The following is a 16767-nucleotide window of genomic DNA, read 5'->3' as shown; positions in this document are numbered from 1 at the left end:
TGGGTGTGGGCGTGGTGTCAGTGGCGGCGGGCGGGGGCTCGCCGGGTGCGGGTCCAGGTGAGCAGCTGTGCGGCGGTCCAGGTGTTGATCACCCGGTCCGGGGTGATGCCGTGCTCCTCGGCGCGGGCGCAGCCGAGGATCTGCCAGTCCAGCTGGCCCGGCGCGTGGGCGTCGCTGTCGATGGAGAACAGCACCCCGGCGTCGCGGGCGAGGCGGAGCAGCCGGCGCGGTGGGTCGAGCCGTTCGGGCCGGCTGTTGATCTCCACCGCGGTGCCCCCGGCCGCGCAGGCGGCGAACACGGCCTCGGCGTCGAAGGCCGACTCGGGGCGGAGCTTGCCTGCGACCAGGCGTCCGGTGCAGTGCCCGAGCACGTCGACCAGCGGATTGCTGACCGCGTTGACCAGGCGGCGGGTCATCGCGGCGGAGTCCATCCGCAGCTGGGAGTGGACCGAGGCGACCACCACGTCCAGCCGTTCCAGCAGGTCGTGCTGCTGGTCCAGGGCCCCGCCGCTGAGGATGTCGCACTCGATGCCGGTGAGCAGCCGGAACGGCGCCAGGTGCGTGTTGAGCTCGGCGACGACGTCCAGCTGCTCCCGCAGCCGGTCGGCGGAGAGCCCGCGGGCGATGGTCAGCCGGGGGAGTGGTCGGTCAGCGCGGCCCACTGGTGGCCCAGGCCCTGCGCGGTCCTGGCCATGTCGAGGATCGGGCTGCCGCCGTCCGACCAGTCCGAGTGCAGATGGCAGTCGCCGCGCAGCGCGGCCCGCAGCGTCGCGCCCGCGCCGTCCGCGGTGAGCGGGGCGGCGGCCTGCTGCTGCTCCAGGTCGGCCAGATAGGCGGGAGTGCGCCCGGCGGTGGCCTCGGCGATGACCCGGGCGGTGGTGGCGCCGATGCCCTCCAGGTCGGTCAGCCGACCGGCCACCGCCCGTTGCAGCAGTTCCAGCTGCGACAGCGGCCGCACCACCTCCGCGGCATGCCGGAACGCCTGCACCCGGTAGGTCGCCGCCTGGGCACGCTCCAGCAGAAACGCGATCCGCTCCAGCGCCTGCACCGGTTCCATGGCCTCAGGTATCCCCGTCGGCGGCTCTCGCATACCGAATCATCCGATAATGGATGAATATGGACGATAGGCGGCATGGGTAGATGAGGAGGGTGCCGTGGACTTCGACGAGATCGCGAACGAGCTGTACGGGCTGGTCCCGCCGCAGTTCACCGCGGCTCGCAACACCGCCGCCGACCAGGCCCGCGCCGTCGGGGACGGGGGCCTGGCCGCGCGGATCAAAGCCCTGCGCCGTCCCACCATGGGCGCCTGGCTGGCCAACCTCCTGGTCCGCGAGCACCCCGAGGAGACCGACGCGCTGCTGGAGCTGGGCGCCGGCCTGCGCCGCGCCCAGGCCGCGCTGGCCGGACCCGAACTGCGCGAGCTGACCGCGCAGCGGCGGGCCGTGGTGTCCGCGCTCTCCCGGCAGGCCCGGCAGGCCGCGGCCCGGGCCGGGCTGCCAGTGGGGGAGGGGCCGCTGCAGGACCTGGAGGAGCACCTGCAGACGGTGCTGGCCGACCAGCAGATCGCCGACGCCTTCGCCACCGGCCGACTCACCACCACCCAGGGCGCGGGGGCAGGCGCCCCGGCCGCGGCCCCGGCCCCGGCCGCCGGAACGGCAGCGGCGCCGGCAGCGGCTCGCGGGGTCACCGCCCCGAGCAGTGACAGCACCCCGAGCGGTGACAGCGCCCAGCGGGCCCGCCGCACGGCGGAAGCCGCGGCTGAAGCAGCAGCGGAGGCACGTCGGCGGGTGGCAGCAGCCGAGCGTGCCGCCCGCGAGGCCCAGGCCGCGGCCGATGCCGCCCGTCGCGACCTGGATCGCGCGACCGCGCAGCGGCAACGGCTGCGGATCCGGATCGACGACCTGGCCGAGCGCCTCAGCCAGGCCCGTGACCAGGAGCGCGAGGCGGCAGCCGTCGAACGCAGGGCCCGGACCACGGTCGAGACCACCGACCGCGAGGCCCGCCGCGCCCGGGGCTCCGCCCGCGACGCCACCGCCCACCTCCAGCACCTGACCAAACAGGCAGCCTGACCCTCTCTCCCAAACTCTGACCTAGGACTCTCCCACTCTCTGACCGAGGAGCCGACGATGGCGCGAGCGATATGGACCGGAGCACTGAGTTTCGGACTGGTCACCATTCCGGTCGGGATGTACTCGGCGACCGCGGACCACACCACGCACTACCACCAGATCCAGCGCGGAACCAGCGACCGCGTCCGCATCCGCCGGGTGAACGAGCGCACCGGCCAGGAAGTGGACTACAAGGAGATCGTCAAGGGCTACGACCTGGGCGACGGCCAGTACGTGGTGATCGAGCCCAAGGAACTGGACGAGATCGCCCCGGGCCGGTCGCGCGTCATCGAGGTGTCCGCGTTCGTCGAGCTGGAGGCCGTCGACCCGGTCTTCTTCACCTCCACCTACTACCTCGCGCCCAAGGGCGAGGAGTACACCCAGATCTACAGCCTGCTGCTGGAGGCGCTGGAGGACAGCCAGCGGGTCGCCATTGCCACCTTCGTCATGCGGGGCAAGGAGTCCCTGGCCGCGATTCGCCCGGCCGGCAATGTGCTGCAACTGCACACGCTGCACTACGCCGACGAGGTCCGCTCCCCGGGCGAGGAACTCCCCGGACTGCCCGAACGGGTCAAGGTCGACCACGAGCAGTTGGCGGCGGCCCGCCAGCTGATCGACGCCCTCAGCACCGCCTGGGACCCGGAGGAGTACCGCGACCACTTCGAGGACCGGGTGCACGAACTCATCGACGCCAAACGGGCCGGCCAGGAGATCGTCACCGCCGACGCGGCCCCCGAGGCCACCAATGTGATCGACCTGATGGAGGCGCTGCAGCGCAGCCTCGACCGGGCCGGCAGCCCGGCCAGGCCGGACCCCGGCCAGGATGTCGGCCAGAACCTCGGTCAGGATCTCGGCGAGGACCTCGCCGCACTGAGCAAGGCCGAGCTGTACGCCCGGGCGACCGAGCAGGACGTCACCGGCCGCTCCAAGATGTCCCGCGACGAACTCCTGCAGGCCCTCACCACCCCCGACCGACCCGCCAAACGCCGCGCGGGCGCCGCCTAGATCCGGCCTGTGCTGACCGGTCTCGTATGCTGCGCTTCCCATGGCACGCACAGGTGCCCCGGATGTGAGCTCCGAGGGTTGCGCGATGATCGAGCAGGTTCGGCACTACTGGTGAGCGCTAACCGCGACGGTGCTGGTGGCCTGGTGGCCTTCTGGGGTGGGGCCGAAGGGACCGGTCCGGGCTCGGGTGTCCGGACTGTGGCAGGCCTGCATGCTCACTGGACCGCAGGTGCTCGCGGACCCGAGCGCCGCCGCGGCCTGGGCGGGGCTGCGTGACGCTTCGGCCAGGACGGCGGCGCAGGTGCGCTATCTGTCCGTGACCGGGCCCGTTCCCGCCCTGAGCTTGCTCCGGTTTGACGGACAGGTTGTGTGTGTCGGTCAGGCGGCTTCGTAGGCGGCTGGGCTTTGGTAGCCCAGGCTGCTGTGGAGCCGGTGCAAGTTGTACCAGCCCTCGATGAAGTCGAATATCGCGGTGCGGGCCGCTGCCCGGGTGGCCCAGGGGCGGTTGTTAATCAGCTCGCCCTTCAGCGTCGAGAAGAACGACTCGGCGAGAGCGTTGCCCCAGCACTGACCGGTGCGGCCGACAGAGAGTCGAACGCCGAACTCGTCTGCCAGATGGGCGAGTTCACGGCTCGTGTACTGGCAGCCCCTGTCGGAGTGAAAGATCACTCCGGGAGCCGGGTTCCGGGTCCGGCACGCATGGCGCAGGGCTTCGGCGACCAGTTCGGTGCGCAGGTGGTCGGCAGTGGCCCAGCCGACCACCCGGCGCGAGGCGATGTCGATGACGTTGGCCAGGTAGAGCCAGCCCTGGTCGGTGGCGATGTAGGTGATATCACCGCACCAGCGGGTGTCCAGGGCCTGCGGATCGGGTTGGAAGTCACGCAGCACCAGGTCAGGCCGGGTGGCCGCGTTCGGGTCGGGCGCGGTGGTGCGGTGGCGGCGCCTGCGGTGGACGCCGGCCAGGCCGGCCTGGCCCATGAGCCGTGCCACCCGGCGCCGCCCGCACCGGGCCCCTTCGTTCCGTAGGCGGCGTGGACTCGTGGAGCGCCGTAGGTTCCGCGCGAGCGCGCGTGCAGGCGGGTGATCTGCTCAGTCAGCTCGGCGTCGCGCACCGCGCGCGGTCCCGGCTGGGCGGTGCGGCGGGCGTAGAAGGCGGCACGGGAGACCTTCAGCAGTTCACAAGCGCGCTTGACGTTGTGGCCGCCCTGCTTCTCCGCCTCGATGAACGGGTGCACCGTCACCGGGTCTCCTTGATGCTCCTATGTCAAGCGGCCAACTCGACTGTCCTGGCTGGCGGTTGGTCGCACTGGCCCCGTGCCGTCTCGTCTGCGAGCAAGGCGCGGAAGATCCGGTCCGAGATACGGCGTTTGAGCAGGCGGAGCGCCTCCTTGACGGTTTTCCCAGCTGCGATCTGCTTGGCATAGTAGGTGGCTCCCTCGCCATCGCCGCGCACCTGCGTGACGGCGACCATGTGGAGGGCATTGTTGATCGTCCGGTTACCGCCCCGATTGAGTCGGACCCTGACCTTGTTCGAGGACCACACCGGGATCGGCGCGGTCCCGTTGAAGCGCGCGAACGCGTCCTTCGACTTGAAGCGGGCAGCACCTGCGGTCTCGCCCAGGATCGCGGCGGCGCCGATCACCCCGCAGCCGGGCACCTCCAGCAGGGCAGGCGCGAGCTCGCGCACCAGCCGACGCAGCCTCCCCTCGATGGCGTTTATCCGCTCCGTGAGTCGACGGCACTCCGCGATCAGGTCGACGGCGATCTCAACGACTACGCCCGGACGTCCGAGGAGCGCCGCCTCCAGGGCCTCGAAGACGCACAGGCGTCGCAGGCCCCGGGAGGGGACGGGAAGTTCGGGATCGATCTCGTGGAGGAACCAGCGGAGCTTGTTGGCCGCCGCGGTGCGCTGGCGGACCAGCAAGCGGCGGTGGTCGACGATCAGCTTCGCATCACGGGACGGGCCGTCCAGGCAGGCCTTCGGCAGGTCGGGCTCCCGCAGGGCAACCCGGGCCACCGCCTCGGCGTCGATCGGATCGGACTTGCCGCGCTCACGGGCGGAGCGCCGGGCGCCGGCCATCAACCTGGTATGCACGCGCACAACGGAGTGACGGGCGGTCAGGAGGTCGACCTCGAAGCGCCGCGTCAGATGCCGACAGTCCTCGACGGCGACCAGGACCCGGCCGAACTGTTCCATCCACTCGCATGCTTGCTGGTGGCCGGCGGTGGTAGCGGCGACCGTGAGCTGGTCCAGCCGTCGCCCGAGCGGGTCGACCGCGACCAGGGTGTGGGTCTTCTTGTGCGCGTCGACGCCGACCACGATCATGAAGGTGCCTCCAACAGGGCGTGCGGGGATCCGGTGCCGGGTCCGCCGCGGGGGCACGCCTCAATCGGGCAGAGAGCACGCTCCTATCAAGCCACTCCACGGGGACGCCAGGGCCGGCGGGGCGGCACATCAAGGACAAGCCACCGCGAACGGGGCAGCGAAAAAGAGAGCCAGCCCCGCCGGTCCTGTCACTCTGGCACCACCCGGGTGCCGGTGTCCCCTACTTTGGCATTGACGCGAAGAAAGCTGTCGCGCGCCGGAGAATGTCGACGTCCTCCCGGAGCCGGCGGTTCTCCTGCCGCAACCGGCCAGTTCCTCTCGTTCGCCGCTGGTCAGGCCCTCGCGTTCGCCGGCGTCGACCTGGGCCTGGGTGACCCACAGCCGTACTGCGGTCTCGGTCAGGTCGAAGTCCTTGGCGATCTGACCGACCGAGCGGTCTCCCCGGCGGCACAGCTCGACGATCTCGGCCTTGAACTCCGGCGTGAACGAGCGGCGAGAGCGCGGCTTCTTCTTCCCCATGCTCTCCATGATGGACATCTTCTCTCCGAGGCCGAAGCCCCTGATCCCAGGTGTCTGTCAAACCGAATCAAGCTCACCGCGCAGAGGAGCGTGGCGGGAGACAGGTCCCGCTGCGACGGCTGACGCACCATCATCGTGTGGCCGATGGACACGGTGATGGCTCCGGCGTGGCCGCCGTCGCCAGCTCATCGCCACGGGCGGCGCATGGATCGCCCCGGCCGAGACGCCGACCAGCAGCGCGGATGGGGACGGGATACGACGCGGGATGACGGCGCAACCACTGCCCTCCCTCCGAGGGACTGGGGGCCGAGCACTGGTGCTGCTCCGTCGTGGTGAGGGGTCGTGGGGCGCGGTGCGGCCCCCTCGTCGCCCGGGCCCCGGAGGCGTACCAGGAACCCCCGGGGGACGCCAAGGCCAAGCGCGAGCGTGCCGGAGGCAGCCTTGGCGGCCCCGGAGAACCCTGGTGCGGCGAAGCTGCCCCGACCGACGAGGGAACCACCCCGCTCAGGCCAGCAGTATGCCGAAGGCATCGGCCGATCGGCGGTCGGCCGGGTCCGCGCAGGGGTTGTCAGGACGCCAGTAGTTCGGCGACCTCGGGCACGTCGCGGAAGGCCCGCAGCCGGTCCAGGACGATCCGGGTGCGTTCCGCCGTGCGCTCACTGCCGCTCTGCCCCAGAGCGATCATGCGGCCCACCGTCCCGGCCGCGGCCTCGGGTTCATTGGCGTCGGCGTAGGCCACGGCCAGCCAGGACAGGTACAGCGCCAACTCGCGCGCATGGCTCGCGTCGTAGCGGCCCAGGACATCTGTCAGAAGGGGCACGGCGCGCAGGGGCCGCCGCAGCTCGGTGTAGACGCGGGCCTCCATGACCTGGAGCTCCCCGGCGTCCATCCAGTAGAGGTACGAGGGCGATTCGGTGTCGGGCGAGTCCTGGGCCAGGGCTTCACCCGCTTCCCCGAGGGCGGCCATCGCCGGGCGGTCCTGGCCCGCGCGGGTGTGCGCCCAGGCCACCCGGTCCAGGTACAGCGCACGGGCCTTGGGCGGGGCATCGGGCCCGGCGCTGTCCAGGGCGGCGCGGGCCAGGTCCACGGCGTCGCCCGCGCGTCCGGTGTTGCTCCACTGGTAGGCCAGCGAGCCCGCCACGTTCCCGGACAGCACCCCGTCGCCCGCCGCATGGGCCGCGCTCAACCCGAGCCGGTAGATGCGTTCCGCCTCGGCGTGCTCGCCCGCATCGGAGGCGACCCAACCAGCGATCTGCGCCAACTCCCCGATAGCCCGCAGTAGTTCGCGTCCAACAGCGTCGGTGTGTGCCCCTTCACGGTAGAGCTTCACGGCCGCACGCAGTTCGCGCAGGGCCGGGCCGATCAGGTCCCTGCCGTACACCACGTCGTCGGCCAACCGCAGGCCGTGGACCCGCTGAGCCAGGTCGGCCACCTGCCCGGCCCCGATCCGCCGGCCCGTGCGCGCATGCAGCGGGGCCAGCAGGTCACCGTCGGGCAGGAAGTCGGCCACGGTCAACACGCGCGGCACGGGCTCGGGGGACTGGACGGCCTTCGCGGCTTCCAGCAACTCGCGCGGGACCTCCAGCACCTGGGCGAGGAAGGGAAGCCACTCACGCGGCGACCGAGTGCCGATCTCCCAGCGGGACACGTCGTTGCGCGTCGGCGGGATACGTCCGGGGGCAGCCTGGGCCAGCGCCTCGGCGAGCCGCTGCTGACTCCATCCGCGCGCCCGGCGTAAAAGCCGCACCAGTTCACCGACCGTCTCCCGCACCCAGCCAGCTTGGCAGGCACCGAGGCAGACACGCTGGCTCCTCCGAAAGGTTCAGGCCAACGAGACCCTGATCAAGAGAGCCGAGCGGGAGCGAAGGAGCGGGAGATGGGCGAAGAGTCGGTGCAGTGGCGGGAGCGTCCCGGCCCGGTATGCGAGGAGTGCGGCAGGCTCCGCGAGCAGGCCCGCGCCGCTGTGCTCTGCGGGGACAAGTCCCGGCTCAGCGACGTGCGCGTGATGCAGGGCCGCCACCGCCAGACCGAGCACGGGCAGGCGGCATGAGCGTGCGCAAGCGGATGCGGTTCCGCGAGTGCCACGTGCGCACCGACGAGACGGCCGCACCCGTCCGGGAGGCAGTCTGCGTCACGGACGAGGAGCAGTGCCAGTGGACCAGCGGCGAGCGCACCCGCGCCGACGACGTCACCGCCCTGATCGCCAAGCACGCCGCCGAGACCGGCCACCAGTGCTACCGGCGCACCGCCACCGACTACGCCACCGCAGAACCCGGCGCGTTCCTCTGACATGACATCGAGTGGTCTATACCTCTGACGGCAGCGGTGACGGCAACAACCACCCACGCCAGCGCACAACCACGGACCCCGACGGACCGTCATATCGCCGCTGACCTGCGAAGAAGCAGGTAGAGCAGGGGACCGTGCCACACGTACTATGTGGAAGCTGGCGACACGCCGGTCCTCGTTCATAACTGCTCCACCGCAGACGAACTGGCACACACCAGAGCGTCGGAGAATGCCGCAACCTCCAGCAGGCCGGATGGCGCTACCGGTGGGTGCCTTTGGATTAAGGGGCATGGAGTGTTTGACCTGGCGTCCGATACACTCCACCCGTTGATCAGAGCCAACATGGGGGATATTCCCGCTGCGGCGAGTCCCGCCGGAGGGTTTTTCGGCTCGCATGTCGAGGTTCAGGCTGCCACTATAATGAGGATTCTGGCGAGGCAATCGACATCCGAGGACGGGAGTCTGGTTGGCCGGCTGATGGTTCAAAGCCTGGCGGACCGTGCGGGTTCTGCATGTCGAAACTTTCGGGAATGTTGCCGCAAAATGCGTCGCTAGCAGTTCGATCTCAGCTGCGCCAAACTTTCAGTGAAGTCTCCTTCTGAAAAGTTCACCAAGGCGCGGTACCCTAGTGCCGCGCCTTGGCTGTGTACTTGCAGGTGGCTAGGGCATAATGGCGAAGGTGACCGACAGTAGCTTTGACCCATCAGCGTTCCTTGGTCCTGCCGAGTGGATTGGTCTTGAAAATGCCGATGGACCGGCCTTTCCGGATACTCCAGTCAGGCTTCGCGAGTTGGCGTCGCATGATTTTTCAGCAGTGGCGAGCTCGCTCAAACACCTCCATAATTCTCTTCTTAATGATGGGGTGGTATATTCTGCGACCGTGCCGGCGTTCAAGTATGTCGTCGCACTTTTGGGTGACCGGCTGAGTGGAACGGTGTCTTCTCCTCCATGGGAAGCGGAAAGATTTCCACTTCGAGGTGAGCTTCTAAAGTGGCTGGCCAGTGTGGCCTTGGATGTCAGTATTGGCCAGGAGCAACGCATTCGAGAGTGGGGGAATTATTCGCAAGCTGATCTGTTTCCAAATTTCATCAACATCAGGACTATTTACCCAGAAGCCTTTCCGGTAATCGCTTCCTATTTTGACGACCCTGATTCGAGAGTAGTAGAAGCGGCTCTTGTTTGTTGCTGTCCGGATTTCGGAGTCCCCGGCATTGGTGGCGTACCGTAGGATGCTGGTTCCCTTGGTGGAAGTTATTTTGGCACAGAGCTCCATGGAATGGCGCAGAAAGTTGGCCTCCAAGGCGCTGGCTGCATGGGGGAAAGGGGGCACGCCGAATGAAATTGATATTGATCCACCACTTCCCGTTGGGGAATATGAGAGGCACTTTGATTCGCGGAAGCCTCAGATTCCATTGGATGAGCCGCCCTTTTAGAGCAAGTAGAACGATCATGGCGTGGCCTTCTTGTGGCGTCGCCGGTAGACACGCCGAAGAAGTGATCAAGGGCGCAGGCGAGATAGCGCACCTGGCTGTCGCCGCCGAAGACGGCACCCGTGCCGAAGCAGCATGGTGACCGGTGATGGGTATTCTGAGCACCGACAGCTTGACGACTTGGATGATATCCAAGTCGTGGTCGAGGTCGCTCGTGACTGGGTAGTAAGACGTCAGCTGCCTTCAACTGGGTAACGAAGTAAACCTGAAGGTTCGCAGTCGCCCATTGGCAGAAGGTTGTAGGTCGATTCGGTGAGCTTCACGTCTCTCCAAATTGGAAACTGATCCCTGATGCGAAGTTTGGCAGCTCAGCGGCAGAATTCCCTATCGATAACGGCTAGTAATAGTCCCGGTGCCCCACTGGAATTATTTGCCGGTGGGGCAGGGACAGGACTTTGCAACGGCCCTGGGGGTTGCGGAAGCCGCGGGTGGCTCGCGCGGTCAGCTTGATCATGCGGTTGATGCCTTTGCTCTTCGCGTTGCTGTGGCCGGTGCGTATGAAGGCTTCGATCTTGCGCCACCAGCGGTCGACAGTGATGGCGAGCTGCCGCACTTCCGGGATCTCGGAGTCTGCGCACCAGGTCAGGAACCGCCGGCGGAGGTGGCCGATGCGCTCGCGGTCCGCGCTGGTGCGGGCGGTGGCCAGCAGCTTGCGCAGTCGTTCCTTGGCGATCCAGGCGACCAGCAGGGTCGCTCCGATGACGGGGGTGTTGGCGAGCTGGACGACGTGGAAGTGGAAGTGGTCGACCACGACGGTGGCGTGGGGCAGGCCGATGCGCACAGCGGCGCGATAAGAGGTGGACATGTCGATGGCCATGTAGCGGATCTGCTCGCGCCAGGTCCTGGGGGGGGTGGTAGGCCACGCCACGACGTCGCAGGGTGCGCGGCCCTCGACCTGGCCGAGCAGGCCCTGGATACTGTGGGCGTCGACGAAGCCGGTGTGCCGGCGGTCCGCGACTGGCTGCCGCCTACCAGTATCGGGATCCTGCTTCCAACGCGCCCGACCACGCCGCGTTTTCGTCGATCCCCAACAACGGGACCGGCTGCAGCGCGGCCGCGGTGACCCGTCAGCCGGCGGGAAGGAACGCCGCCATGACAGTGGGCCAGGACAGTGCCAGGTCGCGGGCGGCCTGGACGACCGCGGACCCGCAACGCAGACCCGGTGTCCGGCCGCTTCCCGCAACCGGGCGGTGATCCTGGCGCGGGCCGGGAACTTGGGGACCTGCTCGGTGAACGAGGTGCGCGGACAGGCGGGCTCGGTGCAGTACCAGCGGCGCTTGTGCCACACCAATTTCACGCCGCGCTCGCCGTAGGGCGGTCACGGGTCCTGGTCCGGGCAGTGCCCCTGGCCCGGGCGGCGAGGACTCCACAGCCTGGGCAGGCCCGCGCGCCCTGGTCGGCGGTGACCAGCGGTGTTCTTCCACCGGGCGCTGCGCCGCTTCGGGGTTGACCAGGAGTTTGTGGTTTACCCCCGCGAGGGACACGGGATCATGGAGCGTAACCACCGGATCGACCTGCTCCACCGAACCCGCGCCCGGTTCGACCGCTGCCTGGGCGACTGCAGCGCCGCGCTCCAGGAGCCGGTCAGCGGCGGAAGCGCCAGAGGACGCTGACCAGCCGCCACAGCAGCACCCCGACGGCGCCGGCCAGGCCGACCCCGCCCACGGCCTTCATCGCGGAACCGTGGAGGCCGAGCAGGAGGATCGGACTGGCCAGGAGAAGACCTGTGACGCAGGCGAGGAACACGGCGGAGACGACGGCGTAGGCGATCTCCACCGTCATCGCGTCCCGTTCGGCCTGGCTGTGCGTCGCCACAAGTCCCCCTCGCTCCTTGGCTTTTCCCGCAGCCCGAGTATAGGTCGGAGCCGACAACGGGCGACATGCCAAGGACTACAGGTGCTGCTTGAGGAACGCGTCGATCCTGGCGATGGCGGGGCCGACGTACTCGGGCCGGTCGTAGAGATCGAAGTGCGTGCCGCCGTCGAGCAGGAGCAACTCCTTGGGCTCATTGGCCCGGGCGTAGGCGGCCTCGCTCTGGGCCAGGGTCTCGGCCTCGCTGCCGGCGATCAGCAGCAGCGGGGTGGGGGCAAGCAGTTCGATGGTGTCCAGCGCGGAGAAGTGGAGCATCTTGTCGTAGGACCACAGCAGGGTCTGGTTGCGCCAGTTCGGGTCCTGGTTGCGGTCGGTGAGGTAGAACTTCTTGCCGTTCTCGCGCCACGGGTCCAGTTCACCGTCCGCCAGGAACGGGACGTAGCTGGGCCGGCCGGTGGCCTCGAAGGACTCCCGGGCGCCCTGGGCGGCGGCCATGATGGCCTGCCAGTCGCCCGCGGCGATGACGGTGGCACGCAGATCGGGCAGCCCGCTGGCGGTGGCCACCGCCTTGATGCGGCGATCGGCCACGGCGGCGGCAGGCGCGTAACCGCCGCCCGCGCACACCCCGACCGCGGCGATCCGGGCGGCGTCCACCTCGGTGTGCCGGGTCAGGAAGGTGACGGCGTTCTTGACGTCCTCGATCTTGGTGAAGGGGTCCTCGTCGGTACGGGGGAAGCCCTCGCTCTCGCCGTAGCTGGTGTGGTCGAAGGCCAGGGCGGCGTACCCGAGCGCGCTCAGACGCTGTGCGTACACCGCGGGGACCTGGCCCTTGGTGCTGGAGGCCGGGCCGACCACGACCACGGCAGGCAGCCGCTCGCCCGCGGCGTGCTGGTCGGGCAGGTACAGGTGGCCGAGCAGGTGTCGGCCGTTGCTGCGGAAACTGATGTCATGACGCACGACGGTTCCTCTGATCCAGGGAGGGAAAGGGGGGGACGCCGTCCACTGTCGCTCCAGCCCGATGCGCTGACCAGGGCAGATAGATTCCACGGAAGGGTTCTTCCTAGGAAGGAATTGGGCCAGGTAGGCTCACCCTCCGGGGGAGAGAATGGTCGGTATGAGCAGCAGCAGCCGAGGCCCGGAGGAGTTGGGGGCCTTCCTCAGAGCCCGCCGCAGCGAGATCGCCCCCACCGCGGTCGGACTCGCCGACACTGGCGGTCCACGCCGGGTGCCGGGGCTGCGGCGCGAGGAGGTCGCGCAGCTCGCGACGATCAGCACCGACTACTACACCCGGCTGGAGCAGGGCCGTCTGCCCGGCGCCTCGGCCGCCGTCCTCAATGCCCTCGCCACCGCGCTGCGGCTGGGGCCGGACGAGCGCAGCTACCTGTACCGGCTGGCCAACAAGAGCGACCGGCAGCCGCTGAACCGGCCCCGCGCCGAGCGGGTGCTGCCGCAGACCCGGGTGCTGCTGGACAACCTGCGGGACAGCCCCGCCATCCTGCTCGGCCCCTACCTGGACATCCTCGCCTGGAACCGCTTGGCCACCGCGGTCTTCACCGACTTCGCCGCCCTCCCCGGGCGCGAGCGGAACTTCCTGCGGCTGCTCTTCCTCGACCCCGGCGTGCGCGGACGCTATGTGGACTGGTCCGATATCGCCCGGGTCTGCGTCGGCTACGTCCGCACCGCCGCCGAGGGCCGCGACGAGCCCCGGCTGGCCGAGCTGATCGGAGACCTCTCCCTGCGCGACCCCGACTTCCGCACCTGGTGGGCCGAACGCCACGCGACCTACCAGAGCCACGGCAGCAAGAGCCTCACCCACCCCGCAGCCGGCCAGTACACCCTGCAGTGGCAGACCCTGCGCACCGCGGACAGCCGGCAGACCCTGCTGGTGATGACCGCCCCCGCGGACAGCCACAGCCTCGACGTCCTACGCCGACTCGACGCGTCCTGACTCCTGGGCCAGTGATCCCCGGACCGCCACTGATCCCCGGACCACCCCGGCGGCTGCTGACCGGCCCCGCCGGTGGGCCGCGTGCTGGTCGCCCGGTTCGGCACGGTGCGGCCCTTCCTGAAGGTCCTGGTTGAGGTCGTGGACTTCGACGCGACCCCGGAGGGTGCCCCGGTGCTGGCCGCGCTGAAGTCGCTGCCGGATCTGATAGGCCGCAAGAAGGTGGGCCCGGCCGAGATCGACACCGAGCTGCTGGGCGGGTCCTGGCGGCGGCTGGTGCTGGCCGCGCCGGGCCTGGAGCCCGGGACCGTGGACTGGAAGGAGTACGTGTTCTGTGTGCTGGAGCAGTTCCACCGGATGCTGCGTCGGCGGGAGATCTTCGCGAAGAACTCTTCCAAGTGGGGTGACCCCAGGGCGAAACTGCTGGCCGGTGGGGCGTGGGAGCGGGCCAAGCCCACCGTGCTGGCTTCCCTGGGCCTGCCGGAGGGGGCGGGCGAGCACCTGGCGGCGCGGGCCGCGCTGCTGGACGGTACCTACCGGGAGGTGGCTGACCGCCTGCCGGACAACGCGCAGATCTCCTTCGACGACGGCCGCCTGCACTTCGCAGCGCTGGAGCCGGAGTCCGAACCGGCCTCGCTGCTGGAGCTGCGGGCGGCGGTGAACGCGATGCTGCCGCGCGTCGATCTGCCCGAGGTGCTGCTGGAGGTGTTCTCCTGGACCGGCGCGGACCAGGAGAACACCTCGGTCACCGGCGGCGAGGCCAGACTGAGGGACCTTCCGGTCACCATCGCAGGGCTGCTGGTAGCGCATGGCTGCAACGTCGGCTACACCCCGGTGGTCAGCGGCGTCGACGCGCTGCAGTACGGGCGGCTGTCCCACGTCGACCAGACGTATCTGCGGCTGGCGACCTACCGGGCCGCCAACGCGACACTGATCGCCACTCAGGCGGCGATCCCCCTCGCCGGCGCGTGGGGCGGCGGCCTGGTCGCCTCGGTCGACGGAAGGCGGTTCGTGGTGCCGGTGCCCTCGGTCTACGCCCGGCCGAACCCGAAGTACTTCGGACGCCGTGGCGGCGCCACCTGGTTGAACATGATCAACGACCAGGCGGCCGGGCTCGGCGGGAAGGTGGTGGCCGGCACCCCGCGCGACTCGCTGTACGTGCTGGACGTCCTGTACGACCGCGATGGCGGCAAGCGCCCGGACATGATCGTCACAGATACCGCCTCGTACTCCGACATTGTCTTCGGCCTGCTGACCTTGGCGGGGTTCACCTACGCGCCGCAGTTGGCGGACCTGCCGGACCAGAAGATGCGGCGCATCGACCGCGCGGCCCACTACGGCGCGTTCCAGGAAGCGGCCCGCGGCCGGGTCGACCTGGTGCGGATCGAGCGGCACTGGGAGGACATCCTGCGGATCATCGGCTCTATCCACACCGACGCGGTGCGGGCCTACGACGTGATCCGGATGCTGTCGCGCGAGGGTCGGCCCACCCCGCTGGGCGACGCGATCGCGCACTACGGGCGGATCGCCAGGACTCTGCACATCCTGCGTCTGGCGGATGAGCCGACCTACCGGCGGAAGATCAAGGTGCAGGCCAACCTCCAGGAGGGGCGCCACGCTCTCGCCCGGAAGATCTTCCACGGCAAGGCCGGGCAGCTCTACCAGCGCTACCAGGACGGCATGGAGGACCAGATCGGCGCGCTCGGACTCGTGCTCAACGCCGTCGTACTCTCAACACCCGGTACATGGATGCCGCGGTGAACCAGCTCCGCGCTGACGGCTTCGACGTCCGCGACGAGGATGTGGCCCGCCTCTCACCGTTTGTCCGGCAGCACATCAACATGCTGGGCCGGTACTCCTTCCAGCTCCCCGACCTGCCCGGGGGCCTACGGCCGCTGCGCGACCCGGACGCTGACGCAGACCACCCGTAGAGCGCCGTAGCAACCGGCTCCCACCTGCGGATCGTCATATAGGCGGTCTGCGGTGCGGAGCCGGGCGAGGAGCGCTGGTTGACCTTCACCTGGGGGGAAGCCCCAGCATCAGTGAGGCCGGGCGAGGCGCCCGGCACGAGGAGGAGCGGGCATGGAGCTGATGACCATCGGGGCATTCGCGAAGGCGTCCCGGCTGTCGCCGAAGGCGCTGCGTCTGTATGACGAGCTCGGACTGCTGACCCCGGCCCGCGTCGACCCGGCGAACGGCTACCGCTTCTACGCCCCCGGGCAACTGGAGCGCGCCCAGTTGGTGGCCTGGCTGCGCAGGCTCGGAATGCCCCTGGCCCGCATCCGCGAGGTATGCGAACTCGACGCAGCCGCAGCCGCGCAGGAGGTTCGCGTGTTCTGGGCCCGGATCGAAGCCGACACCGCAGCGCGCCGGGACCTGGCCACGTTCCTCATCGACCACCTGACCTGGAAGGACCCCGTCATGTCATCGACCACCAATCCCCTGCACCTCCGCTACGCCGCACTGTCCGACACCGGCCTGGTGCGCGACAGCAACCAGGACACCGCCTACGCCGGATCCCGGCTGCTCGCGGTGGCCGACGGCTTCGGCCCGGCCGGCGCCCCCGCCAGCGCGGCCGCCGTCGAGGTGCTCAAGCGCCTGGAGGGCGACAGCATCCCGGCGGGAGACCTCCTCAACGTCCTGGGTGACGCGATCGAGCAGGCCCAGCAGGCCGTGCGGGGCGTCGCCTCCAGCGGCCCCGCGCCGCAGGAGGCGGGAACGACCCTGACCGCGATGCTCTGGACCGGCTCCCAGCTGGCCCTGGTCCACATCGGCGACTCCCGGGCCTACCTCCTGCGCGACGGCGAGTTCTTCCAGATCACCCATGACCACACGCTGGTGCAGTCGATGGTCGACGAGGGCCGTATCACCGCGGACGAGGCCACCTCTCACCCGCAGCGCTCGCTCCTGATGCGGGCCCTGGTCGGGGCATCCGATGCCTCTGCCGACATTCGCCTGCACGATGCCCGGGCGGGAGACCGCTACCTGCTGTGCTCGGACGGCCTGTCCGCGGTCGTCGCGACCGAGGACCTGAACCAGGTCCTCTCCGCCGTCGCCGATCCCGAGCAGGCGGTGCGCGAGCTCATCGCCCTGGCCAACCGTGCTGGCGGTCCCGACAACGTCAGCTGCGTGGTCGCCGACGTGCTGGAGCTCCAGCAGTAGGAGCGGGCCATGCAGGTCAACATGCTCATCGCCCTGGCCCGGTTCGGGAGTCCGGTAGGAACGGCGCAGAAAACCGGTGCTGCTGTCAAAACTTTTGACGGACTGTTAGTC

The 16767-nt window shown here is 69.4% G+C and carries 13 protein-coding genes and 3 pseudogenes; 8 read left to right on the top strand and 8 right to left on the bottom strand.

Translation table 11 applies throughout. The annotated features are described in order from the left end of the window. Positions 1-17: 17 nt before the first annotated feature. Positions 18-1057, bottom strand: a pseudogene (locus ACXKR8_RS04205) (PHP domain-containing protein). A 97-nt stretch (positions 1058-1154) separates the two neighbouring features. Here ACXKR8_RS04205 and ACXKR8_RS04200 point away from each other — a divergent pair. Further along, positions 1155-2069, top strand: coding sequence for a hypothetical protein (locus ACXKR8_RS04200; RefSeq protein WP_458271544.1), 915 nt, complete (start codon positions 1155-1157; stop codon positions 2067-2069). A gap of 57 nt (positions 2070-2126) precedes the next feature. Beyond that, positions 2127-3113: a non-homologous end joining protein Ku gene (gene ku / locus ACXKR8_RS04195; RefSeq protein WP_458271543.1), complete on the top strand. Its 987-nt coding sequence runs from the start codon at positions 2127-2129 to the stop codon at positions 3111-3113. A 378-nt stretch (positions 3114-3491) separates the two neighbouring features. On the opposite strand, the pseudogene ACXKR8_RS04190 reads toward ku, so the two are convergent. From ACXKR8_RS04190 to ACXKR8_RS04175, 4 genes and pseudogenes are all read right to left on the bottom strand, one after another. Next, a pseudogene (locus ACXKR8_RS04190) lies at positions 3492-4130 on the bottom strand (IS3 family transposase); the annotation flags it as partial. A 247-nt stretch (positions 4131-4377) separates the two neighbouring features. Then, positions 4378-5439, bottom strand: a complete 1062-nt coding sequence (locus ACXKR8_RS04185) for an IS110 family RNA-guided transposase (RefSeq protein WP_458271542.1) — start codon at positions 5437-5439, stop codon at positions 4378-4380. A 129-nt stretch (positions 5440-5568) separates the two neighbouring features. After that, positions 5569-5976, bottom strand: coding sequence for a transposase (locus ACXKR8_RS04180; protein WP_458271541.1), 408 nt, complete (start codon positions 5974-5976; stop codon positions 5569-5571). A 550-nt stretch (positions 5977-6526) separates the two neighbouring features. Beyond that, positions 6527-7729: a helix-turn-helix domain-containing protein gene (locus ACXKR8_RS04175; RefSeq protein ID WP_458271540.1), complete on the bottom strand. Its 1203-nt coding sequence runs from the start codon at positions 7727-7729 to the stop codon at positions 6527-6529. Between the two features lie 105 nt (positions 7730-7834). Between ACXKR8_RS04175 and ACXKR8_RS04170 the strand changes: the two genes are divergently transcribed. From ACXKR8_RS04170 to ACXKR8_RS04160, 3 genes are all read left to right on the top strand, one after another. Beyond that, positions 7835-8008 carry a hypothetical protein gene (locus tag ACXKR8_RS04170; RefSeq protein WP_458271539.1) on the top strand — a complete coding sequence of 58 codons (174 nt, stop codon included), beginning with the start codon at positions 7835-7837 and terminating at the stop codon, positions 8006-8008. Next, the gene (locus ACXKR8_RS04165; RefSeq protein WP_458271538.1) at positions 8005-8247 is read left to right on the top strand and encodes a DUF7848 domain-containing protein; all 243 of its coding nucleotides are present in this window, start codon (positions 8005-8007) and stop codon (positions 8245-8247) included. Before ACXKR8_RS04170 ends, ACXKR8_RS04165 begins: the two co-directional genes overlap by 4 nt. A 679-nt stretch (positions 8248-8926) precedes the next feature. Continuing rightward, positions 8927-9475 carry a hypothetical protein gene (locus ACXKR8_RS04160; RefSeq protein ID WP_462100320.1) on the top strand — a complete coding sequence of 183 codons (549 nt, stop codon included), beginning with the start codon at positions 8927-8929 and terminating at the stop codon, positions 9473-9475. A gap of 599 nt (positions 9476-10074) precedes the next feature. Here the strand turns inward: ACXKR8_RS04160 and ACXKR8_RS04155 are convergent. From ACXKR8_RS04155 to ACXKR8_RS04145, 3 genes are all read right to left on the bottom strand, one after another. Further along, the gene (locus ACXKR8_RS04155; protein ID WP_462100656.1) at positions 10075-11025 is read right to left on the bottom strand and encodes a transposase; all 951 of its coding nucleotides are present in this window, start codon (positions 11023-11025) and stop codon (positions 10075-10077) included. Between the two features lie 296 nt (positions 11026-11321). Then, positions 11322-11552, bottom strand: coding sequence for a DUF6332 family protein (locus ACXKR8_RS04150; RefSeq protein ID WP_458271535.1), 231 nt, complete (start codon positions 11550-11552; stop codon positions 11322-11324). Between the two features lie 75 nt (positions 11553-11627). Further along, entirely contained in the window at positions 11628-12506 is an 879-nt protein-coding gene (locus ACXKR8_RS04145; protein ID WP_458271534.1) for an alpha/beta hydrolase, read from the bottom strand. 157 nt (positions 12507-12663) lie between these two features. Here ACXKR8_RS04145 and ACXKR8_RS04140 point away from each other — a divergent pair, with 157 nt between their 5' ends. The 3 genes and pseudogenes from ACXKR8_RS04140 to ACXKR8_RS04130 all read left to right on the top strand — a co-directional run bounded on the left by ACXKR8_RS04140 (position 12664) and on the right by ACXKR8_RS04130 (position 16656). Continuing rightward, positions 12664-13497, top strand: a complete 834-nt coding sequence (locus ACXKR8_RS04140) for a helix-turn-helix transcriptional regulator (protein WP_458271533.1) — start codon at positions 12664-12666, stop codon at positions 13495-13497. 73 nt (positions 13498-13570) lie between these two features. Next, positions 13571-15425 (top strand): annotated as a pseudogene (locus tag ACXKR8_RS04135) (Tn3 family transposase); the annotation flags it as partial. Positions 15426-15576: 151 nt separating this feature from the next. After that, entirely contained in the window at positions 15577-16656 is a 1080-nt protein-coding gene (locus tag ACXKR8_RS04130) for a MerR family transcriptional regulator (RefSeq protein ID WP_458271532.1), read from the top strand. Positions 16657-16767 lie beyond the last annotated feature (111 nt).

Source organism: Streptacidiphilus sp. PAMC 29251 (assembly GCF_054208735.2).
The sequence above is the reverse complement of the archived record's forward strand: the minus strand, read 5'-3'. Positions and strand labels throughout refer to the sequence as shown.